Below are 24,402 nucleotides of genomic sequence, written 5' to 3'. Positions count from 1 at the left end.
GTTGCAGGGAGGGGCGGACGATGGCCGAGGACGCACACGGGCTCGCCGACACGACGGGGACGGGGGCGGGGGCGCCTCCGGCGCCGGGAGCGGGGCGGGGAGGGGGCCCGCGGGCCGGCGCCGGCACCGGTGCCGCGTCTGTGGCCGGCGCCGCCGATTCGGGCCCCGAGCCCCGGCCCTGGACCGCGACCGACGCTACTGCCGGGCGGGCGCCGGGAGCCGTGCCTGTCCCCGGGGGTGGGGCCGACTCCGCGCCGGGACCGGGCTCCGCTACGGGCTCCGGCTCCGGCTCCGGCTCCGCGTCGGGGCCGGGCTCGGCCCCGCGGTCCGGCTCCGCCTCTGCCGCGGGCGCGGGCTCCGCCACGGCCTCGGCATCCGTGGTCGGGTCCGGTACCGGGCCCGTGGCCGGTGCTGCTGCTGGGCGGGAGCCGGGAGCTGTGTCTGCCCCCGGGGTTGGGCTCGGCTCCGCGTCGGGGCCCGGTTCGGCCCCGCGGTCCGGCTATGGCTATGGCTCGGGCTCCGCCTCGGGCTTCGGCTCTGGGTCCGGATCTGCCTCCGCCACTGCATCCGTGGCCGGGTCCGGTACCGGGTCCGTGGCCGGCGCTGCTGCTGGGCGGGAGCCGGGAGCCGTGTCTGCCCCCGGGGGTGGGGTCGGTTCCGCCTCGGGGTCGGGCGCCGCCTCGCGGTCCGGCTCTGGCTCGGGGCCTGCCTCGGGCTCCGCCTCCGGCTCCGCCGCCGCGGCGGGAGCGGGGGGCCTGCCAGGTTCGGCGCGCCCGACGGACTCGGTGCGCCCGGCCGCCGCGACGGCCCCGGTCGCCCCGACGGGTGCGGTGGACCCGACGGTCCCGCCCGGGCCGACGCTCCCGCCCGGGCCGACGGCCCCGGTCGCCCCGACGGGTGCGGGGGACCCGACGGCCCCGGCCGACCCGACGGTCTTGGCCGTCCCCGCGGGAGGCCTTCGGGGGGACCTTGCGTGGAGCAGCATCGGCGGTCTCGTCCGCGACGCCGCCACCCGCTACGCCGACCGCGAGGCCGTCGTCGACGGTCGGGTCCGGATCGACTACGCGCAGCTCGGCGAGCGCGTCGAGCGGGCCGCCGCCGCCTGCATGGCCGCCGGGGTGGAACCGGGGGACCGGGTCGCCGTGTGGGCGCCCAACACCCTCGAGTGGATCGTCTCCGCGCTCGGTGCCGTCTCCGCCGGAGCCGTCCTCGTCCCCCTCAACACCCGCTTCAAGGGCTCCGAGGCCGCCTACGTCCTCCAGCGCAGCCGCGCCCGGCTCCTCTTCGTCACCGGCACCTTCCTCGGTACCTCCTACGTCGCCTCCCTGCGCCGGGCCGCCGCCGAGGGCGAGGGCTCCGGCCCGCTGCCCGGCCTGCCCCACCTCGAACAGGTCGTCGTCCTGTCCGAGGACGCCCCGGACTCCTTCCGCACCTGGAAGGAGTTCCTGACCGGCGGCGACTCCGTATCCGCCGAGGCGGTCCGCGCCCGCACGGACGCGATCCCCGCCCACGCCCCCTCGGACATCATCTTCACCTCCGGCACCACCGGCAGCCCCAAGGGCGCCGTCATCACCCACGCCCAGTCCCTGCGCTGCTACGAGGTCTGGAGCGAGCTCGCCGGACTGCGCGAGGGCGACCGCTACCTGATCGTGAACCCCTTCTTCCACACCTTCGGCTACAAGGCCGGGGTCATCGCCTGCCTGATGCGCGGGGCCACGATGGTCCCCCAGCCCGTCTTCAACATCGACACCGTCCTCGCCAACATCGCCGCCGAGCGGATCTCCGTACTCCCCGGACCGCCCACCCTCCACCAGTCCCTCCTCGACCACCCCCAGCGCGACCACCACGACCTCTCCGCCCTGCGCCTGGTCGTCACGGGCGCGGCCGTGGTCCCGCTCCAGCTCGTCGAACGGCTCCGCGGCGAGCTGCACATCGGCACCGTACTCACCGCGTACGGGCTCTCCGAGGCCAGCGGCATCGTCACCATGTGCCGCCGCGGCGACCCGGCGGAAATCATCGCCTCGACCTCGGGCCGGGCCATCCCGGGGACGGAGGTCAGGGTCGTGGACCAGGACGGCGGGCCGCAGCCCACCGGCCGGGCCGGGGAGGTGTGGGTACGCGGCCACAACGTCATGCGCGGCTACTTCGAGGACCCGGCCGAAACCGCCGAGGCCATCACCCCCGAGGGCTGGCTCCGCACCGGAGACGTCGGCGTCCTCGACACCGACGGGAACCTGCGCATCACCGACCGGATCAAGGACATGTTCATCGTCGGCGGCTTCAACGCCTACCCCGCCGAGATCGAGCAACTCCTCGGCCTGCACCCGGACATCGCCGACGTCGCCGTGGTCGGCATCCCCGACCCGCGCCTGGGCGAGGTCGGCAAGGCGTACGCGGTCCGCCGCCCCGGCGCCGTCCTCACGGCCGACGACCTGATCGCGTGGTCACGGCGGGAGATGGCCAACTACAAGGTCCCGCGCGAGGTGGAGTTCGTCTCCGAACTCCCGCGCAACGCGAGCGGAAAGGTCCTCAAACGCGAACTCCGCACCCGCTGAGGGTGGGACGGCGGCCCCGGCGGCCCGGCGGCCCCGGCCTCACCGCCGAGACCCTTGCGCAAGCCGGCGCGGCGCCTCGCGGGGGACGGCCGTAGCCGGGCCCTCGGCGAGGCCGAACCGGGCGTGCAGTGCGCGCAGCGGGGCCGGGGCCCACCAGTTGGCCCGGCCGGCCAGCCGCATCGAGACCGGTACCAGCACCGCCCTGATCAGCGTGGCGTCGATGAGGATCACCGCGACCATGCCGATACCCAGCATCTTGAGGAAGACGATCCCGGAGGAGGCGTACGTGGCGAACGAGGCCGCGAGGATCACCGCGGCCGAGGTGATCAGCGGGCCGCCGCGCTCCAGGCCGAGCGCCACCGCGGCGACGTTGTCGCCGGTGCGGTCGTACTCCTCCTTGATCCGCGACAGCATGAACACCTCGTAGTCCATGGAGAGTCCGAAGGCGGTGCAGAACATCAGGATGGGGATGCTGGGCTCGATGGAGCCGCTCGGCGTGAAGCCCAGCACCCCGGACAGGTGTCCCTCCTGGAAGATCCAGACGAGGACCCCGGCCATCACTCCCATGCTGAGGGCGTTGAGGACGATGGCCTTGGCCGGGAGCAGCAGGCTGCCGGTCATCAGGAACAGGACGAGGAAGGTGGCCACCAGGATCAGCCCGAACACCAGGGGCAGCCGGTCGGTCAAATCGGTCCGGAAGTCCCGCAGTTCGGCGGGGTAGCCGCCGATCTGCGCCCCGGGGGCCGTCGTGCGGATGTCGGAGAGGACCCGGTCGACGTCCCGGTCCAGGCCGCGGTGCGTGGCGACCACCGAGTACCAGGTGCTCTTCTCGCCCGCGAACCTGGCGGCGGAGCCGTTCGGTTCGGCGATCTTCCGGCCCTCGGAGTACGAGCCGGTGAGCGCGTCGACCTGGTGGACCGCGGGGATCCGCGACAGGCCCAGCGCCGTGGCCTCGATCGCGGCCCTGCTCTCGGCACGGTTTGCGGCACCGTTCGTGGCCCCGTTCGCGGCCCCCTTCGCGGCGCCGCCCGGCAAGCCGGGCTGCAGGACCTGGATCGCGTCCATCTCCTCCGCTGCGAAGCCGTCGCGGATCTCCTGCTGCACCACCCGGCTGGACACGTGCGCGGGCAGCACCCGCTCGTCCGGCAGGCCGAAGGTCAGCCCCAGCGTCGGCGAGGCCAGGCCCAGCAGCAGCACCAGCGCGGGAATCCCGTACAGCAGCGGCCGGCGCATCATGCGCAGGGCCGTGCCGTGCCACCACCCGCCGCCGGTGCCACCCCCGGCGCCACCGCGGCCTTCCGCGGGCCGGCGGGCGACCCGCCGGCCCAGCCGGGCCAGCGCGGCGGGCAGGACCACCAGGGCCGCGAACACCGAGGTGAGGACCGTGGCGATACCGGCGTACGCGAACGAGCGCAGGAAGGGGAACGGGAAGAGCAGCAGGGCGGCCAGCGACAGGACCACGGTGAGACCGCTGAACGCGACCGTGCGGCCCGCGCCGGCGACCGCGTGCTCGACGGCCTCGGCGGCCGAGCGCCCGGGCAGCAGCTCCTCACGGAACCGGTTGATGACGAAGAGGCTGTAGTCGACCCCGAGGCCGATGCCCATCACCAGGGCCAGATTGGCGGCGAAGGTCGAGACGTCGGCCGCGTACGTGATCCCGCGCAGCAGCGCCAAGGAGGTGACCACCGAGAACAGGCCCATGCCGAGGGTGAGGAACGCGGCCGAGAAGCGGCGGTAGACGGCGAACAGCAGGAGCAGGACCAGCGGGAAGACGATCAACTCGGCGCGCAGGAAGTCCTTGCGCGCCTGCTCGGCGGCCTGCCGGAACACCTCGTCCCCGCCGCCGACCCGGACCGACACGAGGGCGCCGTCCCGGGTGAAGGCCGGCGAGATCTCGGCCAGCCGGGTCCGGGCCTCGGTCACCGTGCCCGACATCCGGGCGATCACCAGGGCCTGCCCGCCGTCGGTGGAGCGCATCGCGGGCGAGTTGCCGCGCGACCAGTACGAGGCGACCTCGGCCACCCCGTCCTGCCGGGCCAGTTCCTGCTCCAGGGCGCGGCCCTCGGCCGCCACCGCCGCCTCGTCCACGGTGCCGCGCGCGGCCGTGACCATCAGCAGCACGCCGGGCGTGCCCGTCCCGAACTCCTCCTCCAGGACGGCCCTGGTTCTCAGCGACTCGGAGCCGGGACTCTCGAAGCGGCTCAGGACCAGCCGTTCCATGGTGCCGGCGGCCAGCACGAGGCCCAGTACGGCGAGCGCGACACCGGCCCACACCAGGAGCCGGGACCGGGCGGCGGCCACCCGCCCCCACCGGCGCAGGGCGGGAGGGCGCTCCGCGGGGCGCACCTCGGGGCGGACCGGACCGTTCATCGTTGACTCCAAGGAGCGACAGGAGGCGGGAGGGGAGGGTGTCGCACCACGATGGCGGAGGGGCTTTCACGAGCCGCTGGAACGATCGCTGACCATCCTGCGGACCGCCGTTCGTCAGAACCGGCCGGTAATGCCTAGCGTCTGTACGAAGGCCGAAGTCGAAGGGCGAACGGGCCTACGCGGGGGAGGGAAGATGTCGGGTGTGCTGCTGCGCGAGCGCGGCTTCCAAGGCGGCGGGGGCCAGGGCGGCGGGGGCGAGGGCCCGTCGGGGCTGAGCTTCCGGCTGCTGGGCCCGCTCCGGGTCCGGCGCGCGGAGCAGGTGCTGGAGCTCGGCCCGCCCAAGCAGCAGGCGCTGCTGGCCGTGCTGCTGCTCAGGCCGGGCCTGGAGACCGGCGTGGACCAGCTGATCGAGTCGCTCTGGGGCGGCGAGTACCCGGCGTACGCCAAGAACCTGATCCAGAAGTCCGTCTCCGGACTCCGCGCCCTGGGCGTCGGCCTGGACTGGTCGGGCGGCGGCTACCGGTTGGACGTGGGCGACTGCGAGGTGGACCTCTACACGTACGAGAAGCTGGCGGCGGCCGGTATCGCCGCGGTGCGCGCGGGCGAGATCCACGAGGCGGCCCGGCTGCTCGAAGAGGCGCGCACGATGTCCACGGGCCCGCTCGCCGAGGGTCTCGACGGGCCCATGCTGGAGCGCGAACGCCTCTACCGGCACGAGCGGTTCCTCGCGGACATGGAGGTCCGCGCCGAGCTGGAACTGGAGTTGGGCGGGCACCGCAACGCCGTGCCCTACCTGCACTACGCGGTGCACAAGTACCCCATGAGGGAACGCTTCCTGTGGCTGCTCATGCTCATGCTCGCGCTCTACCGCTCGGACCGCGGCAACGAGGCACTGACCGTCTACGCCGACCAGCGCGCCCGGGTCGTCGCGGATCTGGGGGTGGAGCCGGGCCGGGCGCTGCGCTCGCTCCAGGCGGGGCTGCTGTCCCAGGACCCGGAGCTGATGGTGATGTCCGTACTGCGCCCGGACGGCCGGCGGCAGTCCGGGCGCAGTACCGCGGACGGTCAGCGGTAGTCAGCGGTAGTCAGCGGTAGTACGGCTCCACCGCGGCCCGTACCTCGGCGTGCAGCGCGGGCCCGTCCAGCGGTACGGCCGGCCGGCCGCTGCCCGGCCTGATGTCCAGGAGCTGTTCGCCGGACAGGGCGAACACCACCCGCCCCAGCCCCGCCTGCCGGATGGCCGGCTCGCACATCCCGCACGGCTCGCAGCTGGTGTACATCGTGGTCCGGGCCGCGGTGGCCGCGTCCAGCTCCCGGGCGGCCCACCGCGCGAGCTTCAGCTCCGGGTGCGCGGTGACGTCCCGGTCGGTGAGGGTCGTGTTGCGCTCCTCCGCCAGCACCGTCCCGTCCGGCCCGGCCAGCAGCGATCCGAACGGCGGGTTGCCGCTCTCACCGGCCTCGGCCGCGAGGGCGATGGCCCGCCGCAGGAGGGCGTGGTCCCCGGTCGTGACACTCATGACGACTCCGTTCCGCTGTCTTCTCTGTTATCTCTGTCTTGTCTGTCTTCTCTGGTCTTCTCGGCAAGTCCGAGGCGTGCGGCCACCGTGGCGAGCGCCTGCCGGCCCCGCTGCGGATGGCGCGTCTCGTCTGGGTCGCCGCCGTAGTGGTCGAGTACGACGGACTCGGGGCCCAGCAGCCGCAGTTGCTCCAGATCGTCCATGATCTGGTCGATGGTCCCCTCCCCGGCCGGCCGCTGGAGCCCCGCGATCGGCGCAGCCACGGCAGCGTGGGGCGCAGCGGATGCCACGCGTCCCCGAGCAGGACGGCCCGGCGCAGCCCCGCGTCGCTGTTGCCGCCGACCCAGACGGGGATCCGTAGGGTCCCGTAGTCGGCGGTGTCCTTCCAGGCGGTCCGCACCGCCCGCAGGTGGTCGTCGGTCAGCCGTCCCCGCTGCTCGAACGGGATTGGCCGCCATGCGGGCGGTGAGCAGCGGGTGCCGGTACGGGGCGATGAGCACGGTCGTGCCGAGCCGGATCCTGCTCGTCAGGCCGGCGAGCCAGGACAGGGTGGTGAAGGGCTCGTAGAAGGGCGCGGGATAGCGTTCGGCGACATCGGGCGTGACGGCGATGTGGTCCGAGAGCATCAGCAGGTCGAAGCCCAGACCTTCGACGGTCAGGGCCGTGTCCCGCAGGGCTCCGGGGCTGGCACCCGGGCCGAAATTGAGGATGTTGACTCCGATCTTCACACCGTCGAGCCTAGCCAGCGGACCCGTACCGCCTGAAGGGATTCCTCCCTGTTCAGAGCCGGTTCGGCCGTGGATCCCCCGGTAATGTCGCCGGATGACCGAGAATCTCGACGCGACGGACTGGGCGATCCTGAACGAGCTCCAGCAGGACGGCCGGATCGCCTTCACGGAGCTGGCGCGCCGGGTCAACCTGAGCCCGTCGGCGACGACGGAGCGGGTACGCCGCCTGGAGGCGGCCGAGGTGATCACCGGCTACCGCGCGGAGGTCGATCTGGAGCGCACCGGCTACATGGCACTGGCCGTGGTCCGCCTGAAGTACCCCGGAACCCGCCACGGGCCGCTCCACCGGCTCCTCGCTGAGCGCCCGGAGATCCTGGAGTGCCTGCGCACCACCGGGGACGACTGCTACGTCCTGAAGGTGGCGGCGACCTCGATGGCCCAACTGGAGCACACGGTCGACGCCCTGGCCCAGTTCGGCAGCACCACCACCAACCTCGTCCTCAGCCGCCCCCTCCCCTTCCGCGGCCCGAGGGCCGGTGCGCGGGCCGTCTCGGGTCCCGGGCTGGTCCGATCGGTCGGATCTCCTGATGGGTCGCGCCGGGACACTCCGGACGGAAGCGGAGCCGAGGCTATGAATGGGTCATCTGACCATCCGTGAGCCTCAACCTCAGGAGCCACACGATGCGCCCCATCAGAGCGACCCTTCTCGGCACGGCCACCGCGCTGGCTGCCCTTCTCGCCTGCGCCCCGGTAGCGTCCGCCATCGCGACGGACGACGATTCCGCCCGTGACAAGGGCAAGGACAAGGTCATCACACTCACCGGCAAGCTCGCGGAGCAGTCGCGCTTCCCCGTCAACCCCGGCGGCGCCGCCGCCCAGGGCGACCGGACCGTCTTCCGCTCGCTCCTCTTCGAAAAGGACGGCAACCAGGTCGGCGAGACCGGCGGAACCTGCACGACCACCCGGGTCGACAACGGCGGAGCGGAGACGTGCGTCGTGACCTACACCCTCCCGGGCGGACAGCTCACCGTGCAGGGGATGGTGTTCGGCCACCTCGTCCCGGGCCCGCCCCCTTCGTTCGACAACGCGATCACGGGCGGCACCGGCAAGTACGACCGGGCTCGTGGCTCGATCCACGCCGACACGATCGCTCCGGGCGAGAGGCGCTTCACGATCGACCTCCAGCGCTGACCGTCGAGCCGGTCCGACGCGAGGCTCTCACCTGGTCGCCCTGGAGCGGCTGGGTCCGATCGGGGGTTACTCCTGTGGTGGGCCAATGACGGACTGGCCGGTCTGCTCTGCCAGCCAGGCAGCGTGCCGTTCCTCGGACCCGTCGCGATTCCTGCGGCGCACATGGACGAGGACTGTGTGGTCATCGGAGCGCTCGTCGAGGCCTTGCGTTCGGCAGTTGAACAGCAAGGAAACCCGGGCGTTGTCGGCCTCGCGATGGACGTCACGGGCCGGTGCATCCGGCCAGATCAAGCCGGACCACCAGATCTCGCCCATGTTGGGGCCCACCACGGCAGCGAACTCCTCTTCGATGCTGCCCAGTGGCCGGTACTCCATCGATGCCCAGAGCGGCAGGTGCGAGGAGAGGAAGTCCGGATCACGGGAGAGATCGGGCGCGTGGATACCACCGTGCAGACCCGTCGGGTCGGAAGGATCCCGTGCCCAGTCCTCGACGTCCTCTTTCCGGAACCAGGCATCCGGCAGCGCCTCGCGTATCCGCAACACTTCCTGGACGGTGCACAGCTCGACGTCGACTGACACCTCCGCGTACTGCTGGTCACCGACTGCCACAAGCTGATGCGCCACGCGCAGAGCCAGTAGCGCGTCGGTGGTGCGGAACACCGGGTACGCCATGGGGTTGGACATTCCAGCACCCTGTCACAACCGGCAGCGGACAAAGATCCATTTTCCTTTGAGGCAGTCGGAACCGGTCCTTAAGGGCCGCAGCCGTTGCAGGTCCCGGGCCCGTCGGGGCTGCGGTACGCCAGCTCGCACTTCGTGCAGTTCACGAAGGGATCCGGCGGTACGAAGGCGGGCGCGCGGGGCAGCGGCACCAGCGGCGGTGGCAACTGGGCCGTGAGCCGGTGGGCGATCAGCCCGGCCGGATTGCGCAGCCCTTCCGGCAGCCGGGCGGACAACGCGGCGACCAGCGCCGCCACCCCGGCCCCCGCGCTCCAGCCAGGCCTCGACGCCCCTCGCGAGGTACCGGACGTCCCGCTCCCCGAGCAGGAGCCGCGCATCGACCCGCCGCAACTCCGCGAGCACCTCACAGGCGAGCCGGTGCCGCCCGGGGTCGTCCCGCTCCAGGGGCACGGGCAGCCGACTGCCGGAGGCGGGCTCCGCCGGGGCCTCCGGCTCGGGCTCTACGGGCGCCTCCGGCTCGGGCTCCGGCTCGGGCTCCGGCTCGGGCTCCGCCTCGGGCTCCGCGTCCGCCTCCGGCTCGGGCTCCGGGGGCACGGCCGGCCCGGTAGCAGGCCCGGTCTCCGACGGCGGCGGTGGCGGCGCCGGAGGCGGAGGGGGCGCCGAGGAGTGCCCCGCCGGAGGGACGCCGCGACCGTGGCCACGGCGTGCGGCGACGACAACGGCCGCCCGGGGATGGTTGTAGGAGACCGTACGGGTGACGATCCGCCCACCCGGCAGGCTCTCCAAGGAGCGGTCCAGGTATCCGAACGCCACCAGTTCCCGCAGCCCGTTGGCGATCGACGTCTCCCCGAGCGGAAGCCGCTTGACCAGGTCCTTGATGCCGATGGGTGTACCGGTCGGCAGCGACTGGATGTAGATCCCCAGGATCCGTGCGACCGCAGACATGTCGGGATGCTGGATGAGGTCGTTGCTCACCACCGTGAACCGCCCGGTGAGCCGGACGTTGGCGTGCCGAACGCCGTATGTCGCGCGCACGGGCGCGGTAAAGTGCACCGAAGCCATAGGGAAAGTTTGCTTCCTAATTGGTAGCCAGCGGGAAGGGTCTACTTCCTCGTTGGTCAGGCCCTCGATCGGGATTCGCAGTCCCGGCGGGGGCCGTCTCATGTCTGAGTTGTCGAGGCGAGCATATGCCAGACAACCACCGCGAAATCCACCCCAGTTGGCCGATTCACCCGTGCGAGTGAGAGCCGGCCGGCGGGAGGCTGGAGGGGTCTGGATAGAAGTCTTTCTCCAGGTACTCCGCCCCCAAAAGAAACCACGCGCCCCACCGGGACGCGCCCGACCACGACCCGGCAAGAGCCCGCCCTAGCACTCGAGTTCGACTACCGAGGGGGCGTCGACCTGCTCAGTCCACCAGGCTTTCCACCAGCAGGAAGGCGCCGATGGCCAGCATCATGACGCCGCTGATGCGGGTGACGGCCAGGGCGGCCGAAGGCCTGGTTTTCAGGACCGTGCGGGCCAGCACGCCGACGGCGAGGTAGACGACCGCGCACGCGGTCAGGTGCACCGTGCTGAGCAGCCCGGTCTGAGCGGCGACCGGCCAGCCGTCGGCGGAGTCGATGAACTGCGGGAACAGCGCGAAGTACAGCAGCAGAGCCTTCGGGTTCAGGCCGCTGATCCCGGCGCCCTTCAGCATCACCCGCACCCGGGACGCGTCCGCGCTCTCGCCGGCGGCCACCGGCACGGCCGGCTGCCGCAGAACGCCCCAGCCCAGCCACAGCAGGTAGCAGGCGCCCGCCACCGTCAGGACGGTGAGCGCGGCCGGTGAGCTCGCCACGATCACGGCCAGGCCCGCGACGGCCACCAGCGCATAGGCCGCGTGCCCGGCGACCAGCCCCGTGACGGCCGGGACGACCGAGCGTTCCCGCAGGCCGGCGGAGATCGCGTAGGCCCAGTCCGCGCCGGGGGTGAACACCAGCAACAGGTCCACTGCCAGGAAGGCCGCCAGCGTCGTCGTATCCATCGATCGCTCCCTCTCGCACCGCTTTCTCTGGAGGGAACGCTAGGCCGGATATGCCCGAATGTGTTTGCGTATTTACCCCATGATCGCGCGATGTGGGGGAGAATCTTCTCCATGGACGCCATGGACCGGAAGATTCTTACCGAGCTGCAGCTCGACGGCCGCCTGACCATCACCGAGCTGGCCGCTCGCGTGCGGCTGAGCGTCTCGCCCTGCCACCGGCGGCTGCGCGACCTCGAACGCGAGGGCGCGATCCGTGGATACCGGGCCGTGGTCGACCCGGCCGCCGTCGGCCTGAACTTCGAGGCCCTTGTCTTCGCCACCCTGCGCTGGGAGACCCCCGACACCGTCACGGCCTTCGAAGAGGCCGTCGCCGCTGTCCCGCACGTGCTCCAGGCGCAGCGCCTGTTCGGCGAGCCCGACTACCTCTTGCGGGTCGCGACCGCCGACCTGCCCGCGTTCCAGGAGCTGTACGACCAGCAGCTCGCACGCCTGCCCGGGGTCCAGCGCCTGACCTCCACCCTCGTGATGAAGAACGTCATCGACGCCCGCCCCCTGCCCGAGTAGTCGCAGGTGGAGGAGACGGCCTCAACGGACGACGGGGCCCCGCCCCGCCCTCCAGTCGTCGATGCGCTTGCGGATGCTCGGCACCATCGGAAGGTTGTCCACGGCCTCCGGCGCGAACCATGCGACCTCGAACGACTCGTCCGACACGCGCAGGCTTCCCCCGGTGGGCCGGGCGAGCAGGCAGATCGAGAACTCCTGCCGCACCTCGCCGTCGTCGTAGGAGAAGACGTGGCCTGGGTTGGTGTACGTCCCGACGATCCCGGTGATCTCGACCGTGACGCCCGTCTCCTCGAACGTCTCCCGGACGGCGCAGTCCCCGAGGGACTCACCCAGCTCCATCTTCCCGCCGGGCAGCGCCCACATCCCGTTGTCGGTCCGGCGCTGTAGGAGAACCCGTCCGGCACCATCCACGACCACGGCCGAGGCGGCAGGGACGAGACTTTTCGCCTTGGGTGCGCGAGGGTCGTCCTCGTAGTCACGCCTGGGCACCGTGTCCCACCTTCCGAATATCGCGTCCTCGACTCCACAGCTCCTCGACGTGAGCGGAGAACCGGTTCGTTCAACGTCACGGCAATCCGCGTGGACAGCGTGAGCGGTACGTCCTCCTCGGCTTCCCGGGCTGCCGTGACCGGACTGTTCGGGTCCCCGATCAAGAACCGCACCCGGCAGCCGGCCTCCGCCTTGCGGCGCAGAGCGCCGGCGAGGTTGGAACACGTGGTGCGTGAGGGCGACCCGGTGGGCATCCTGTCCGACCCGGGGCGGTACCCGCCGTGCGGACGCGGCCAATGCCGGGAGCGCCAGACGGTGTCGGCCCGATCGCTGCGACCGTCCTCGTGAAGCGTATGCGCTGTGTGAGCCGCCATCGGCTGTCACGGCAGAACGAAGCGGTGGCGTTGCCCCTCATTCCGGCAAGTTCCGGTGACCGCCGCGCGGGTGAGCACACGTTCGTGGAGGCCGAGGAGCCGTGTGGGGTCGTAGGCGGTCAGCCGGTGAAGGATTCCGGGCCGGGGCGGCCCCAGGCCACGAAGGCGGCCAGGAGGACGTAGGCCAGGTCTACCGCCATGTACGCGGGCTCGTGGCGGCGGTAGCGGGTGAGGGTCGCGCCCAGCATGAGGAGGACCAGGCCCAGTGCGGCCAGGGGGACCAGGATCGGGGCGGTGTTCAGGACCGCCGGGAGGATCAGGGCTGTCGCGGCCAGCATCTCCACGGCTCCGATGGCCTTCACCGCGCCGGGGCTGAAGTCCTCGACCCACTTCGCGCCGGCGCCGCTGGCGGCGATCTTCTCCTTCGGGGTGAACGCCTTGAAGGCGCCGCCGAGGAGGTACGCGGCGGCGAGTAGTCCGGTGACGATCCACAGCGCGATGTTCATGGGGTGGAGTGGAGTGGGGGCGGGCGCCGGCTTCGGCCGGGTGGCCGGAGCCTTGCGGCGCGAGGGGTCAGTGTTGGCCGGGCTGGTAGTCGCCGGCCGGGGTCTGGACCATGACGTTGCCGCGGTTGAAGGCGTTGATGACCGCGATCTGGGTCACCAGGGCGGCCAGCTGCGCGTCGTCGAAGTGCTTGGCCGCGTTCGCCCAGACCTCGTCGCTGACGCCCCCGGCCGCGTCCGCGATGCGGGTGGCCTCCTCGGTCAGGAGCAGGGCCGCGCGCTCGGCGTCGGTGAACACGGTGGCCTCGCGCCAGGCCGCGACCAGGTGGAGGCGTACCGCGGTCTCCCCGGCGGCCGCCGCGTCCTTGGTGTGCATGTCGATGCATCCGGCGCAGCCGTTGATCTGGCTGGCCCGGAGCATCACCAGTTCGGCGGTGGAGGCCGGCAGGGTCGACTCCCCGAGCGCCTTGCTCGCGGCGATGATGTGCTTCCACGCCTTGACGGCGACCGGGTCGGCGAAGAGGTTCAGGCGAGCGGTCATGGCGGATTCCTTTGCCGTTGTGGGTCGTTCGGTGTGTGTTCTTCGTTGTTCTCCCTCTAAGACACGGCACCCCTGCGCGCTGTGACAGGTGGGCGGTGTGACCTGGGTCACGGACCCGTTCGTGATCGATAAGCCCGGTGTCGTTGGGTAGCCTGCGGAACGGCGCGCAACGAATCGGGGGAGGGTTTCGTGCAGGGATCGATCGATGTGGCGGATGCGGTGGGGTACCGGCCGCTGCTGTTCTCCATCGCCTACGGGATGACCGGGTCGGTGGGTGACGCGGAGGGCATCGTCCAGGACGCGTTCCTCGGGCTCACCAAGGCCCATCAGGCCGGGACCGAGATAGCCGCCCCGAAGGCGTACCTGACCACGTCGGTGACGCGGCTCGGGATCAACCACCTGAGTTCGGCGCGAGTGCGGCGGGAGACGTACGTGGGGGAATGGCTGCCCGAGCCCGTCGTCGTGTCCACCGACCGGCCCGGACCGGCCGAGCACGCCGAGCTGGCCGACTCCCTCTCGATGGCGTTCCTCGTCCTGCTGGAGGCCCTGTCCCCGGTGGAGCGCGCGGTGTTCATGCTGCGCGAGGTGTTCGGGTACGAGTACCCGGAGGTGGCCCGGACCACCGGCAAGTCCGAGGCGAACTGCCGGCAGATCTTCGCCCGCGCCAGGAAGCGGATCGCCGCCGGAGGTCAGGCCGCCGACAGCGCGCCGCCCGCGGCCCGGCGGGCGGAGGGCGAGGAGCTCGCCCGTACGTTCTTCGAGGCCGCAGCCGGCGGCGAGATGGACGCGCTGCTCGACATGCTCGCGCCCGACGTCGTCTACCACGGGGACGGCGGGGGCAAGGCGAGGGCGGTCGCGAAGTCGGTGACCGAGCCGCACCGCGTCGGACGCCTGCTCATCGGCGGACTCCGCCGGCTTCGCTCGCTCGGAGCTGCCTCGCTGCGGCCGGCCCTGGTCAACGGCCGGCCAGGCGCCCTGATCGTCGACGCCGAGGGGCGGGTGGCCACCGTGGTCGAGCTCGACATCGTCGACGGTGTGGTCCAGGCGGTCCACACCGTGTCCAACCCCGACAAGCTCGGCCACCTCGGCCCCGTGTCCGACATCGGCCGCCTGCCGGAGAAGTGACCGGACGCGCGGCCGGACGGGCGGCCGGACGCGCGGCCGGCGGAGTCAGTCCGTCCGCCGCGCCAGCACCAGCCGCCAGCTCGGCGTTCCGTCCGGACGGCGGCCGAAGTGGTCCAGGGGGAGCGTCTCCACCGTGAAGCCCGCCGCACGGAGGTCGGTGCGGACGGGGCCGAACGGGAAGGTGCGGTAGTACATGACGAACGGCGGGCGCCAGACCGCGTTGCGCACGCGCATCGCCGCGTCGAAGCCGGACAGGGCCCACCAGGCCGGGCGGCTCGGCGGGATCGGGGCGCCGATCGGGAAGGCGAACACCCCGCCGGGGCGCAGGGCCCCGTAGACCCCGGAGAAGACCGCGGGGCGCTCGGCCGGGAGGAAGTGGCCGAAGGCGCCGAAGCTGACCGCCAGGTCGTACGAGTCCCCGAGCGCGGCGGGCAGGGCCCGCGCGTCGGCCCGCAGGAGGTCCACCCGCTCCTCGGGGTGGGCGAGCCGGGCCTCGGCGAGCATGCCCGAGCTGAGGTCCACCCCGGTCACCCGCCCCCGGCACAGCCGTCGCAGCATGCCGAGACCCGCGCCCGTGCCGCAGCAGACGTCGAGTCCGGTGCCGAAGGGGCCCACGTGGCGGGCGAGCGTCTCCTCGACCGCGTCGAGCATCCGGTCGGGGGTGCGGAAGGGGGTCCGGTCGAACTTGGGGGCCAGCAGGTCGTAACCCCGTTCGATGGAGGACAGGCCCTGTACGGCCAGTTCGCGGAGGGTCGGGCCCTGGGAGGTGAACACACGGTCAGCCTAGTCAGCGGGGGCGCGGGAGGGCCGTATTTCGGGCCCTTCGGCCCCGGGCAAAACGGGCATCCCGTGGCGTAAGGTGAATCGAAACATTTTGCCAATCCTTGGGGGTTTCGTGGTCAATGCCATACGGAGTGAGGTGCCGGGCCAGGGCATGGGCGGCCATGCCGTGGGTGGCCGGGCCACGGGCGCCCGGAGCGTGGGCGGCCAGAGCGTGGGCCGGAGCTCCACGAACGGCAGCGCCCTGGAGAAGACGCTGCGGATCGCGGAGGCGCTGACCGCGTTCGGCGGGCCGCACCGGCTCGCCGAGCTGTCGGCCGCCGCCGGGGTCCCCAAGTCCAGCACGTACCGGATCCTGGTCTCCCTCGTCGAGCAGGGCTACGCCGTCACCGACGGCGAGGGCAGCTACGGAGTCGGCCTGCGGCTGCGCACCCTGGCCGCCGAGATCGCCACCGACCGGCCCGAGGGCATCGTCGAGATGCTCGAATTCCTCCAGCGGTGCACCGGGCATGCCGTCCACCTGGCACTGCGCAGCGGCAACGCGCTCACGTACATCCGCAAGATCGAGAGCACCCAGTCCTACCGGACCTCCTCGCGCGTCGGCACGCGCATCCCCCTGCACGCCACCGCGATCGGCAAGGCCGTCCTGGCGCACCTGCCGCCCGAGGAGGCCGAGGGCATCCTCCGTGCCACCGGGATGCCGGCCCTGACCGGGCGGACGCTCACCGACCGGGAGGGCCTCGCGGCCGACTTGCGGACGGTCCGGGAGCGCGGCTACGCCGTCGACGACGAGGAGTACGAGCCCTCGATCCGCTGCCTGGGCGCGCCGGTCTTCGACCGCGAGGGCGTGCCGGTGGGCGGGGTCAGCCTGACCGCCGGCAGCTTCCTGAGCACGCGGGCGGAGCTGGAGCGGTTCTCGCCGGCGCTGCTGGAGGCCGCGCGCGGCGTGCAACGGCTGCTCCAGCTCGGCTGAGCCGGCCAGCCGACCAGTCGGCCGGCCGCGCGGCCACGTAGCGGCCCCGCACGCGCACGTACGGCGGCCGCGGTGGTCCCCCTCCTGGCCACCGCGGCCGCCGTTCCCCCGTGCACCCCGTTGGTCCCCCGTGACCCCCGGTCCCCCCGTGGTACGTCCGTGCCGCACGACCCGGCCCCCTGGCCCCCCGGTCCGGGTCGTACGCGTTCTGATGGGCCCGGCCGGCGGCCTGCGGCCCGTGGCTTACGGCCGCGGCGGCCCGGACACGTGGTTGTCCAGCGACACGATGTCCTCGCCGGAGACGTGGTTGTCGAGCGGCTTGGCCGGCGTGCCCGAGGTGAGGTCGTCCGCCGGCTTGGGCGCCGTGGCCGGGACGGCCGGGTCGTCGAGCGACGCGAGGTCGGCGGCGGTCGGCAGGGTGTTGTCGTTCGTCGTCATCGGATCTCCTGATGGATGGGTAGGGCCCGTTCGGCGATTCCCCCGCGGACCGCCGAACGGGTGGTCCTCCAGCCGACCCGGTCTGCCCCCCGACACGCCGAGTCGATGAACCCCATCGTGGCCGGAGGCGATAAACGAACGATGAACGTGCCGTTCAGTTCGTGAGGAGCCCTACGTAGGCTGCCTACGCAGGCCTACGCAGGCCTACGCAGCCCGACGCGCCGCCGACGGCCTCAGGCGGCGATCTCCGCCGCCAGCAGCGCCCGTACCTCGCTCAGCTCCGGCGACCCGAGCTGCGTGAACACCACCTCGGCGTCCCGCCAGCACACCCGCGCCCGGTCCCGCTGCCCCAACTGGCGCAGCGCGCGGCCCAGTACGGTCAGCACGGTGGCGCGGCGCCACTCGCCGCCGATGCCCCGCAGCGCGATGGCCTGTTCCGCGTGGGAGGCGGCCAGCGTCGGGCGGCGCGCGGCCAGGTGGACCTTGGCGAGGCGGAAGTGCGTCACGCCCTCCCACAGCGGCTGCCGGTTCTCGTGGAACAGCGTGAGCGCCTTGCTGAGTTGGGAGTGCGCCTCGGAGAGCCGGTCGGCCTGGGTGAGGGCGATGCCCAGCGCGTAGCGGCCGTTGGCCAGGCGCAGGGTGAGTCCCATCCGGTCGTAGATGGCGATGCCCTGCTGGGCGAGCTCGATGGCGCTGGCGAGGCGGCCCTGCTCCACGTGGATGCGGGAGAGGTTGCACAGGGCGCTCGCCTCGCCCACGTGGTTGGAGTCGGCCCGGAAGTTGTCGATGGCCTCCAGCAGGTACCGTTCGCCGTCCTCGTAGCGTCCTTCGTAAATGGCGCTGATCCCGCGGTCGTTGGGCGCCCAGCAGCTGGACAGCGGGTCCCCGGCGGCGCGGGCCAGCACGGTGGCCTGGCGCGCCTCGTCGTCGGCCTCGGAGAACCGGCCCGCGACCAGGTGGGTGTTGGTCAGCGTGGTGCGGGCCCGGCCCTCGGAGTACGGGTCCCGTGCGGCGTGCGCGGCGTCCCGCAGCGCGGTCGCGGCCGACTCGTACTGCTTGGAGTTGGCGCCCGACTCCGCGAGGTCCTTGGCCGCCAGCAGCAGGTCCACGGCCCGGCGCAGCAGGTCCTCCCGGCCCGGGCGGCGCGCGGCGGCCTGCCGTACGCAGGCGAGCAGCGGGTCGGCCTCGGCGTACAGCCAGTCCTGGGCGGAGTGCGGCTCGGTGAAGACCAGGCCGGGGTAGCGGGTGGCCGACAGGTGGGCCACGAGCCGGTCGCCGGGCCGCTCCAGGCCGTACACGCCGGTGGCGGTGGCCAGGTAGAAGTCGAGCACCCGGTCGAGGGCGGCGTCGCGCGCGCTCGGCGGCTGCTCGTCGCGCTCGGCGCACGCACGCGCGTAGAGGCGTACGAGGTCGTGGAAGCGGTAGCGGCCGGGCGCGGCCGATTCGAGGAGGGAGCAGTCCACTAAAGCTTCGAGCAGGTCCTCGGTGTCGTGCTCCGGCCGGTCGAGTACGGCGGCTGCCGCCGCGAGGGAGATGTCCGGCCCGTCGGGCAGCCCCAGCAGGCGGAACGCGCGCTGCTGGGCGGGCTCCAACTGCCCGTAGCCCAGCTCGAAGGTGGCCTTGACGGCGAGGTCGCCGGCCTGGAGCTCGTCCAGGCGGCGGCGCTCGTCGGCGAGCTTCGCGGCGAGCACGGAGACGGTCCAGGTGCGGCGGGCGGCGAGCCGGGAGGCGGCGATGCGGATGGCGAGCGGCAGGAACCCGCAGGCGCCGACCACGTCGAGGGCGGCCTGGCGCTCGGCGCCGACCCGCTCGGCCCCGACGATCCGGGTGAACAGCTGGAGGGCCTCGTCGGGGCTCATCACGTCGAGGTCGACGAGGTGCGCGCCGGCCAGGCCGGCCATCCGGACCCGGCTGGTGACGAGGGCGGCGCAGCCCGCGGTGCCCGGCAGCAGCGGGCGGACCTGGGCGGCGTCGCGGGCGTTGTCGAGGAGGACCAGGACGCGGCGGCCGTCGAGGGTGGAGCGGTAGAGGGCGGCCCGTTCGGCGGGGGAGTCGGGGATCGAGGCGTCGGGGGTCCCGAGGGCGCGCAGGAAGGAGCCGAGGACGGCCTCGGGCTCGGCGGGGCGGGCTTCGGTGCCCTGGAGGTCGACGTAGAGCTGGCCGTCGGGGAAGTGCGGGCGGGCGCCGTGCGCGACGTGCACGGCGAGGGTGGTCTTGCCGACGCCGCCGATGCCGGCGAGGGCGGAGACCGCCATCACCTGGCCCTCGGCGCCCGTGAGGATCTCGCCGAGGTCCCGGACGAAGCTGGACCGGCCCGTGAAGTCGGAGACGGTGGCGGGCAATTGGGCGGGCCTCACGTGTACGGGCGCGGCGGCCGGTGCCGGGTCCTCGGCGCGGGCGAGTTCGGAGTCGGCCCGCAGGATGCGCTGCTGGAGCTCGGCGAGTTCGGGGCGCGGGTCGACGCCGAGTTCGTCGGCGAGTAGCCGGCGGGTGTCGGCGTACACGGCGAGGGCCTCGGCCTGGCGGCCGCTGCGGTAGAGGGCGAGCATGAGCAGCTCGCGCAGCCGCTCCCGCAGGGGGTGGGCGGCGGTGAGGGCGGTGAGCTCGGAGACGGCCTCGGCGTGGTGGCCGAGCTCCAGGTCCAAGTCGAGCCGGGTCTCCAGCAGTTGGAGACGCCACTCGGCGAGACGGGTGCGCTCGGTGTCGGCGTGCGGTCCGGGTACGCCGGCCAGCGGTTCGCCGTCCCATACGTCCAGGGCGCGGGCCAGCAGCGTACGGGCGAGCGCACGCCCGCCCTGGCCGGCGGGGGTGCGGGGGGCTCCGGGGGCTCCGCGGGCGCCCTTGACGGAGCGGGAGTCGGAGTCCTTCGCCTTCCCGGCGCGCGCGGCCTCGGCGTCGGCGGCGAGGGCCCGGGCGATGCCGAGGTCGAGGGCCTCGGGGTGGGGCAGGCGGATCGCGTAGCCGCCGGACTCGCTGACGAGGAGCCCGGGTTCGAGGATCTTGCGCAGGCGGGAGGCGTACGTACGGATGGTCGCGAGGGCCTGCTGCGGCGGGTCCTCGCCCCAGATGGCGTCGATGAGTTCGGGCGCGGTGGCGGTGCGGCCTTCGCGGAGCAGGAGCACGGCGAGCAGCGCCCGCTGCTGCGGGGTCCCGGTACTCAGCGCCTCGCCGCCGCGCCAGGCCCGGATGGGCCCGAGCACGGCGAACCGGTTGCCTCCGGTGGCGGAGGGGGGCTGGGTCACGTTGACGGCTTCGTCGGCTCTGGCTTCCGCGGCGGGCGCTGCTTCGACTCCGACTCCGGGTCCGACGGCTGTGGCAATGGCGGTGTCACCGGACTCGGGGTGGTTCCGCTGGTGCGGGATGGCCGGTATGCCGTCCATCTGGTCTCCCCCTGCCTTCCCTAGGTGTAAGGGCCAGTCTGCCCTGTGTTGCGCGTACACGTCAGTCCGTAACGGACCCAGTCCTTACGGATCCGGGGCCTGGTCGGTGCGGATCGGGCGCCTGGTCCGTGCGGATCGGGCATCCGGCCCGTGCGGATCCTGTATCCGGCCCCGCCCAACTAGCTGACGGTTCGTCAGATTGACGCTACCGTGAGGGCATGGAGACCTTCCCGAAAATCATCTCGGTGGACGACCACACGGTTGAGCCCCCCAACGTCTGGCGGGACCGGCTCCCGTCCAAGTACCACGACGTCGGCCCCCGCGTCGTCCGCGCCCCGCTGAAGGAAATGACCTTCCTCGGAGGCAAGTTCGCCCCCGTCATGGGAGCGAAGGGCGACGACGGCCCGATAGGCGACTGGTGGGTGTACGAGGACCTGCACCGACCCCTCACCCGCCTCGACACGGCCGTCGGCTACGACCGCGACGAGATCAAGCTCGAAGTCATCACGTACGAGCAGATGCGCCCGGGCTCCTTCTCGGTTCCCGACCGACTCGCCGACATGGACGTCAACCACGTCCAGTCCGCCCTCTGCTTCCCGACCTTCCCGCGCTTCTGCGGCCAGACCTTCACCGAGGCCAAGGACCGCGAACTCGGCCTGCTCGGCGTGCGCGCGTACAACGACTGGATGGTGGAGGAGTGGTGCGGCCCCGACGCCGCCGGCCGCCTCATCCCGCTCACCCTCGTCCCGCTCTGGGACGCCCGCCTCGCCGCCGCCGAGGTCCGGCGCAACGCGGCGCGCGGGGTCCGGGCCGTCGCCTTCTCGGAGATCCCGCCCCACCTCGGGCTCCCCTCCATCCACACGGACGAGTGGGACCCCTTCCTGGAGGCGTGCAACGAGACCGGCACGGTCATCGCCATGCACATCGGCTCCTCCTCGCGCATGCCGTCCACCTCGGCGGACGCCCCGCCGGCCGTCGGCTCCACCATCACCTTCGCCAACTGCTGCTTCTCGATGGTGGACTGGCTGATGAGCGGGAAGTTCGAGCGCTTCCCGAACCTCAAGATCATGTACGCGGAGGGCCAGATCGGCTGGATCCCGTACATCCTGGAGCGCGCGAACGTGGTCTGGGAGGAGAACCGCGGCTGGGGCGGCGTCGCCGACAAGGTGCTGCGCCCGCCGTCGGAGCTCTTCGCGGAGCACGTCTTCGGCTGCTTCTTCGACGACGCCTTCGGCCTGAAGAACCTGGACTCCATCGGCGTGGCCAATGTCCTCTACGAGACGGACTACCCCCACTCCGACTCCACGTGGCCCAAATCCCGCGAGGTCGGCGAAGCCCAGATGGGCCACCTGGCCCCGGACGTGGTGGACCGCATCGTCCGCGGCAACGCGATCGACCTCCTGGGCCTGACCCCGGAGGGCCTCTGGCCCGGGGCGTAGCGGCCCGCGCCCGCCAGGGGGCAGCCCCCGCCCGGATCATTCCGGGCGGGGGCTGTCCGTCGATGGGCTGCAGAAACGATATCTCTTGACGTCGATCTTGATATCGTTTAAGTGGACAGGGGTGATCGGCCCCTCGCTGAGGAGGTTCACGATGGCCAGAACCGTGATCGACGTCGATGACGCCCTGCTGGCGGAGGCCGCCGAGCTCTTCGGTACGAAGACGAAGGTGGCGACGGTGAACGCGGCCCTTCAGGACGTGGTCAACCGGCGCAAGCGGGAAGACTTCCTGAACTGGATCGCCGAGGGTGGGCTGCCCGACCTGACGGGCCCGGTCGAGCCGACCGCGGAGGCCTTCGCGGAGGCTGAGCACGTTCAGGACAGGGCGGCATGAGCGAGCGCTTCCTGATCGACAAGTCTGCTCTCGCGCGCTATCCCAAGCCAGCCGTGCATAAGGTCGTTTTTCCGCTCCACGTGGCGGGAGTCCTTGCCGTGTGCGGAGCCGTGGAGCTGGAAGTGATGTACAGCGCCCGCTCGAAGGCCGATGCGGAGCGGATCCGTAAAGGCATGGGTGCCTTCGACTGGCTCCCCACTCCAGACGAGACATGGGATCGGGCCTTGGCTGTGCAGAGACAGCTCATCGAGGTGGGCAACTGGAAGGCGCTATCCCTCCCGGACCTGATCATCGCGGCGACGGCCGAACGGCATGGAGCCACAGTCCTGCACTACGACGGCGACTACGACATGATCGCCAAGGTCACCGGTCAGCCGGTGCGATGGGTCGTCCCGCCTGGCACAGCCGACTGACGGACCGGGCTGGGGCAGGCTGAGGGTGGCGGGCCTCGGCTGGGGTCCCCCCTTGCGGCAGTCGCCGCGGGCAGGGCATGCTCCGCCGGAGCAAATCGGGGGAGGGTGTCTGCGATGGACAAGCGGACCGTGGTGACCGCGGCGCTGTGCGCGGTGGCGGCGCTGGGCGCGTCCGCGGCCATGACGACGGTGGTGCCGGCCGATGACGGCAAGGCCCGCGTGCAGGCGAACGCGGCCCCTTCGGTGACGCCGTCACCTGCTCGTGCGTCGCAGTCGCCGCCGTCGTCGTCGCCATCGTCGTCGCCATCGGAGGACGCTCGGCGGCCCGATGGCCAGACCCCCGGACCGTCGCTGTCGTCTCCCGCGCCGGGCGGGCCCGCGGCCTTCGCCGGGGCGCTGTTCGAGGGCGAAGTGACCGGTGCCCACTTCTGTACGGCGACCGTCGTGCGCAGCCCCGGGCGGAACCTGATCGTCACCGCCGGCCACTGCCTGCTCGCCGGCCGGGCAGCCGATGGTGGAGCCTCCTTCGTACCCGCTTACGCGGACGGGCGGGCCCCGTACGGCACGTGGAAGATCGCGGAGGTCTTCGAGGACCCGCGCTGGTCGGCCGGGGCCAACGACGACTACGACCTCGCCTTCGCCCGCCTCGCCCCCGACGCCTCGGGCCGCAACATCGAGGACGTCACCGGCGCCGCCGTCCTGGACACCACGGGCCGCACGGACGAGCGGGTCACGGTGACCGGCTACCCGGCGGACCGCAGGGTCCCGCGCACCTGCCTGTCCCGCGCGGTGCGGCTGAGCGCGACGGAACAGCGCTTCGACTGCGCGGACTTCCCGGGCGGCACGAGCGGCAGCTCGTGGATCGCTGCCGACGGAAAGATCATCGGCGTGCTGACCGGCGGGGAAACGGACGACGTCTCGACGAGCACGATCCTGACCGGCTACGCGGCCGAGCTGTACGCACGGGCGACCGGCGGCCGGTGAGCCAGTACTGCGACCTCGGCGACGAGACGCTCTGGAACCCCTCGAACGGCGCCGCCCGCCTCTTCCACCGCCAAGTGGCCCTCTTCGAGGCAGAACTCGGCGTCCCGTCGGGCATCGGCCCGATGGAGAACGACGAGTGCCAGATCGACCCGGTGGCCCTCGGTGCCTTCACCGAAGCCCTCGTCGCCCGCCACGGCCACACCGGCCACGCCGTGATCCGCGCCCTCTCGGAGGGCTTCGTCGCCACCGTGCTGGTCCTGGCGGAGCGTGCGGGAGCACAGGTGAACTGGCCGGTGAGCGAGCCGAATTCGTACGAGTCCGCGGTCACGGTCGAGCTGCGCGCCTTCGCCCGGGACATGTCCGGGGCCATGCCCCGCTGAGCGGCGGGCCGCGGCCCGCCGGGGCGGGGGTGGTGGTCCGCCGGGCGGCTGGTCAGGCGATGAGTCCCAGGTGGACGGGCTGGGCGGGGGCGTCGTCGAGCAGCTCGGCGAGGCGCGGGGGCCACAGCGGTTCTCCGAGGGTGGCGAGGTTCAGCGGGGACAACCACCGCCAGTGGGCCTCGGGATACTCCGGTACCGGATCGCGGTGCGGGCCGGTGGTCACGTAGATGTGCTCGTGCTGGCGTACGGGGATGCCCTGGTGGGTGAAGTCGTGCTCCCAGGTGCAGAGCAGCCGCTCCGGCTCCAGGTCCGTCCAGCCCGTCTCCTCCCGCAACTCCCGCCGCACGCACTCCTCGGGCGTCTCCCCGGGATCGATGCCACCGCCGGGCGGCAGCCAGTGGACGCCGACTTCCACGTTGTTCTCGCGGAACAGGAACACCGATCCAGCGGGGTTGAGGACGACGATTCTCGCTGCCTGACGTGGAGTTCGCGGTGAAGTTCGCATCAGACCAGCGTACGACGGGGGGTGCGGGGGGCGGGAGAGGTTTGATGGGGGCGGGGGG

23 protein-coding genes and 2 pseudogenes are annotated in these 24,402 nt (G+C 72.4%); 12 read left to right on the top strand and 13 right to left on the bottom strand.

Features of this window, described 5'->3' with window-relative positions:
* The first annotated feature begins 935 nt into the window (after window positions 1-935).
* Complete coding sequence (locus AC061S_RS34115; RefSeq protein WP_478689777.1) at window positions 936-2,555, top strand: FadD3 family acyl-CoA ligase; 1,620 nt, start codon at window positions 936-938, stop codon at window positions 2,553-2,555.
* A 39-nt stretch (window positions 2,556-2,594) separates the two neighbouring features.
* Here AC061S_RS34115 and AC061S_RS34110 read toward each other — a convergent pair whose 3' ends face one another.
* Window positions 2,595-4,925 (bottom strand): MMPL family transporter, encoded by a 2,331-nt coding sequence (locus tag AC061S_RS34110; RefSeq protein WP_478689753.1) that lies wholly within the window; start codon window positions 4,923-4,925, stop codon window positions 2,595-2,597.
* 193 nt (window positions 4,926-5,118) lie between these two features.
* Between AC061S_RS34110 and AC061S_RS34105 the strand changes: the two genes are divergently transcribed.
* A complete protein-coding gene (locus AC061S_RS34105; RefSeq protein WP_478689752.1) occupies window positions 5,119-6,000 on the top strand; it encodes an AfsR/SARP family transcriptional regulator in 882 nt (293 codons plus the stop codon).
* 10 nt (window positions 6,001-6,010) lie between these two features.
* Here AC061S_RS34105 and AC061S_RS34100 read toward each other — a convergent pair whose 3' ends face one another.
* Window positions 6,011-6,442 (bottom strand): nucleoside deaminase, encoded by a 432-nt coding sequence (locus tag AC061S_RS34100; protein WP_478689751.1) that lies wholly within the window; start codon window positions 6,440-6,442, stop codon window positions 6,011-6,013.
* Window positions 6,439-7,170, bottom strand: a pseudogene (locus tag AC061S_RS34095) (LLM class flavin-dependent oxidoreductase). Before AC061S_RS34095 ends, AC061S_RS34100 begins: the two are co-directional and overlap by 4 nt.
* 94 nt (window positions 7,171-7,264) lie before the next feature.
* Between AC061S_RS34095 and AC061S_RS34090 the strand changes: the two are divergent.
* Together AC061S_RS34090 and AC061S_RS34085 are read left to right on the top strand one after the other, a co-directional pair.
* A pseudogene (locus tag AC061S_RS34090) lies at window positions 7,265-7,699 on the top strand (Lrp/AsnC family transcriptional regulator); the annotation flags it as partial.
* A gap of 152 nt (window positions 7,700-7,851) precedes the next feature.
* A complete protein-coding gene (locus tag AC061S_RS34085) occupies window positions 7,852-8,361 on the top strand; it encodes an allene oxide cyclase barrel-like domain-containing protein (protein ID WP_478689750.1) in 510 nt (169 codons plus the stop codon).
* A 66-nt stretch (window positions 8,362-8,427) separates the two neighbouring features.
* Here AC061S_RS34085 and AC061S_RS34080 read toward each other — a convergent pair whose 3' ends face one another.
* The 3 genes from AC061S_RS34080 to AC061S_RS34070 all read right to left on the bottom strand — a co-directional run bounded on the left by AC061S_RS34080 (window position 8,428) and on the right by AC061S_RS34070 (window position 11,065).
* Window positions 8,428-9,045: a hypothetical protein gene (locus AC061S_RS34080; RefSeq protein WP_478689749.1), complete on the bottom strand. Its 618-nt coding sequence runs from the start codon at window positions 9,043-9,045 to the stop codon at window positions 8,428-8,430.
* Window positions 9,046-9,113: 68 nt separating this feature from the next.
* Window positions 9,114-9,338: a hypothetical protein gene (locus AC061S_RS34075; protein WP_478689748.1), complete on the bottom strand. Its 225-nt coding sequence runs from the start codon at window positions 9,336-9,338 to the stop codon at window positions 9,114-9,116.
* Between the two features lie 1,109 nt (window positions 9,339-10,447).
* Window positions 10,448-11,065, bottom strand: a complete 618-nt coding sequence (locus AC061S_RS34070; RefSeq protein WP_478689747.1) for a LysE family translocator — start codon at window positions 11,063-11,065, stop codon at window positions 10,448-10,450.
* A gap of 111 nt (window positions 11,066-11,176) precedes the next feature.
* Between AC061S_RS34070 and AC061S_RS34065 the strand changes: the two genes are divergently transcribed.
* Entirely contained in the window at window positions 11,177-11,629 is a 453-nt protein-coding gene (locus tag AC061S_RS34065; protein ID WP_478689776.1) for an Lrp/AsnC family transcriptional regulator, read from the top strand.
* A 21-nt stretch (window positions 11,630-11,650) separates the two neighbouring features.
* On the opposite strand, the gene AC061S_RS34060 is transcribed toward AC061S_RS34065, so the two are convergent.
* The 3 genes from AC061S_RS34060 to AC061S_RS34050 form a co-directional block, all read right to left on the bottom strand.
* Window positions 11,651-12,118 carry an NUDIX hydrolase gene (locus AC061S_RS34060; protein ID WP_478689746.1) on the bottom strand — a complete coding sequence of 156 codons (468 nt, stop codon included), beginning with the start codon at window positions 12,116-12,118 and terminating at the stop codon, window positions 11,651-11,653.
* Between the two features lie 493 nt (window positions 12,119-12,611).
* Complete coding sequence (locus tag AC061S_RS34055) at window positions 12,612-12,998, bottom strand: DoxX family protein (RefSeq protein ID WP_478689745.1); 387 nt, start codon at window positions 12,996-12,998, stop codon at window positions 12,612-12,614.
* Between the two features lie 67 nt (window positions 12,999-13,065).
* Window positions 13,066-13,536 (bottom strand): carboxymuconolactone decarboxylase family protein, encoded by a 471-nt coding sequence (locus tag AC061S_RS34050; protein WP_478689744.1) that lies wholly within the window; start codon window positions 13,534-13,536, stop codon window positions 13,066-13,068.
* A gap of 189 nt (window positions 13,537-13,725) precedes the next feature.
* Between AC061S_RS34050 and sigJ the strand changes: the two genes are divergently transcribed.
* The gene (gene sigJ / locus AC061S_RS34045) at window positions 13,726-14,661 is read left to right on the top strand and encodes an RNA polymerase sigma factor SigJ (protein ID WP_478689743.1); all 936 of its coding nucleotides are present in this window, start codon (window positions 13,726-13,728) and stop codon (window positions 14,659-14,661) included.
* A 45-nt stretch (window positions 14,662-14,706) separates the two neighbouring features.
* Here sigJ and AC061S_RS34040 read toward each other — a convergent pair whose 3' ends face one another.
* On the bottom strand, window positions 14,707-15,435 hold the full coding sequence (locus AC061S_RS34040) for a class I SAM-dependent methyltransferase (RefSeq protein WP_478689742.1): 729 nt from the start codon (window positions 15,433-15,435) through the stop codon (window positions 14,707-14,709).
* 160 nt (window positions 15,436-15,595) lie between these two features.
* Here AC061S_RS34040 and AC061S_RS34035 point away from each other — a divergent pair, with 160 nt between their 5' ends.
* The gene (locus tag AC061S_RS34035) at window positions 15,596-16,414 is read left to right on the top strand and encodes an IclR family transcriptional regulator (RefSeq protein WP_478689741.1); all 819 of its coding nucleotides are present in this window, start codon (window positions 15,596-15,598) and stop codon (window positions 16,412-16,414) included.
* A gap of 243 nt (window positions 16,415-16,657) precedes the next feature.
* Here AC061S_RS34035 and AC061S_RS34030 read toward each other — a convergent pair whose 3' ends face one another.
* On the bottom strand, window positions 16,658-16,852 hold the full coding sequence (locus AC061S_RS34030; RefSeq protein ID WP_478689740.1) for a hypothetical protein: 195 nt from the start codon (window positions 16,850-16,852) through the stop codon (window positions 16,658-16,660).
* 233 nt (window positions 16,853-17,085) lie between these two features.
* The gene (afsR, locus tag AC061S_RS34025; protein ID WP_478689739.1) at window positions 17,086-20,232 is read right to left on the bottom strand and encodes an SARP-family global regulator AfsR; all 3,147 of its coding nucleotides are present in this window, start codon (window positions 20,230-20,232) and stop codon (window positions 17,086-17,088) included.
* Window positions 20,233-20,450: 218 nt separating this feature from the next.
* Between afsR and AC061S_RS34020 the strand changes: the two genes are divergently transcribed.
* The 5 genes from AC061S_RS34020 to AC061S_RS34000 all read left to right on the top strand — a co-directional run bounded on the left by AC061S_RS34020 (window position 20,451) and on the right by AC061S_RS34000 (window position 23,839).
* The gene (locus AC061S_RS34020; protein WP_478689738.1) at window positions 20,451-21,671 is read left to right on the top strand and encodes an amidohydrolase family protein; all 1,221 of its coding nucleotides are present in this window, start codon (window positions 20,451-20,453) and stop codon (window positions 21,669-21,671) included.
* 151 nt (window positions 21,672-21,822) lie between these two features.
* A complete protein-coding gene (locus tag AC061S_RS34015) occupies window positions 21,823-22,062 on the top strand; it encodes a type II toxin-antitoxin system VapB family antitoxin (RefSeq protein WP_478689737.1) in 240 nt (79 codons plus the stop codon).
* Window positions 22,059-22,475: a PIN domain-containing protein gene (locus AC061S_RS34010; RefSeq protein ID WP_478689736.1), complete on the top strand. Its 417-nt coding sequence runs from the start codon at window positions 22,059-22,061 to the stop codon at window positions 22,473-22,475. The genes AC061S_RS34015 and AC061S_RS34010 overlap by 4 nt, the downstream gene beginning before the upstream one ends.
* A 114-nt stretch (window positions 22,476-22,589) precedes the next feature.
* The gene (locus AC061S_RS34005; protein WP_478689735.1) at window positions 22,590-23,459 is read left to right on the top strand and encodes a trypsin-like serine peptidase; all 870 of its coding nucleotides are present in this window, start codon (window positions 22,590-22,592) and stop codon (window positions 23,457-23,459) included.
* Window positions 23,456-23,839 carry a DUF6086 family protein gene (locus tag AC061S_RS34000; protein ID WP_478689734.1) on the top strand — a complete coding sequence of 128 codons (384 nt, stop codon included), beginning with the start codon at window positions 23,456-23,458 and terminating at the stop codon, window positions 23,837-23,839. The genes AC061S_RS34005 and AC061S_RS34000 overlap by 4 nt, the downstream gene beginning before the upstream one ends.
* A 52-nt stretch (window positions 23,840-23,891) precedes the next feature.
* Here AC061S_RS34000 and AC061S_RS33995 read toward each other — a convergent pair whose 3' ends face one another.
* A complete protein-coding gene (locus tag AC061S_RS33995) occupies window positions 23,892-24,344 on the bottom strand; it encodes an NUDIX hydrolase (RefSeq protein WP_478689733.1) in 453 nt (150 codons plus the stop codon).
* Window positions 24,345-24,402 lie beyond the last annotated feature (58 nt).

Source organism: Streptomyces sp. CA189 (assembly GCF_056428985.1).
The sequence above is the reverse complement of the archived record's forward strand: the minus strand, read 5'-3'. Positions and strand labels throughout refer to the sequence as shown.

Coding starts and splice junctions, on each gene's coding strand:
- AC061S_RS33995 (WP_478689733.1), bottom strand. CDS start 24,344: ATGCGAACTTCACCGCGAACTCCACGTCAGGCAGCGAGAATCGTCGTC.
- AC061S_RS34100 (WP_478689751.1), bottom strand. CDS start 6,442: ATGAGTGTCACGACCGGGGACCACGCCCTCCTGCGGCGGGCCATCGCC.
- AC061S_RS34065 (WP_478689776.1), top strand. CDS start 11,177: ATGGACGCCATGGACCGGAAGATTCTTACCGAGCTGCAGCTCGACGGC.
- AC061S_RS34105 (WP_478689752.1), top strand. CDS start 5,119: ATGTCGGGTGTGCTGCTGCGCGAGCGCGGCTTCCAAGGCGGCGGGGGC.
- AC061S_RS34070 (WP_478689747.1), bottom strand. CDS start 11,065: ATGGATACGACGACGCTGGCGGCCTTCCTGGCAGTGGACCTGTTGCTG.
- AC061S_RS34015 (WP_478689737.1), top strand. CDS start 21,823: ATGGCCAGAACCGTGATCGACGTCGATGACGCCCTGCTGGCGGAGGCC.
- AC061S_RS34050 (WP_478689744.1), bottom strand. CDS start 13,536: ATGACCGCTCGCCTGAACCTCTTCGCCGACCCGGTCGCCGTCAAGGCG.
- AC061S_RS34080 (WP_478689749.1), bottom strand. CDS start 9,045: ATGTCCAACCCCATGGCGTACCCGGTGTTCCGCACCACCGACGCGCTA.
- afsR (WP_478689739.1), bottom strand. CDS start 20,232: ATGGACGGCATACCGGCCATCCCGCACCAGCGGAACCACCCCGAGTCC.
- AC061S_RS34035 (WP_478689741.1), top strand. CDS start 15,596: ATGGGCGGCCATGCCGTGGGTGGCCGGGCCACGGGCGCCCGGAGCGTG.
- AC061S_RS34020 (WP_478689738.1), top strand. CDS start 20,451: ATGGAGACCTTCCCGAAAATCATCTCGGTGGACGACCACACGGTTGAG.
- AC061S_RS34055 (WP_478689745.1), bottom strand. CDS start 12,998: ATGAACATCGCGCTGTGGATCGTCACCGGACTACTCGCCGCCGCGTAC.
- AC061S_RS34010 (WP_478689736.1), top strand. CDS start 22,059: ATGAGCGAGCGCTTCCTGATCGACAAGTCTGCTCTCGCGCGCTATCCC.
- AC061S_RS34030 (WP_478689740.1), bottom strand. CDS start 16,852: ATGACGACGAACGACAACACCCTGCCGACCGCCGCCGACCTCGCGTCG.
- AC061S_RS34110 (WP_478689753.1), bottom strand. CDS start 4,925: ATGAACGGTCCGGTCCGCCCCGAGGTGCGCCCCGCGGAGCGCCCTCCC.
- AC061S_RS34005 (WP_478689735.1), top strand. CDS start 22,590: ATGGACAAGCGGACCGTGGTGACCGCGGCGCTGTGCGCGGTGGCGGCG.
- AC061S_RS34085 (WP_478689750.1), top strand. CDS start 7,852: ATGCGCCCCATCAGAGCGACCCTTCTCGGCACGGCCACCGCGCTGGCT.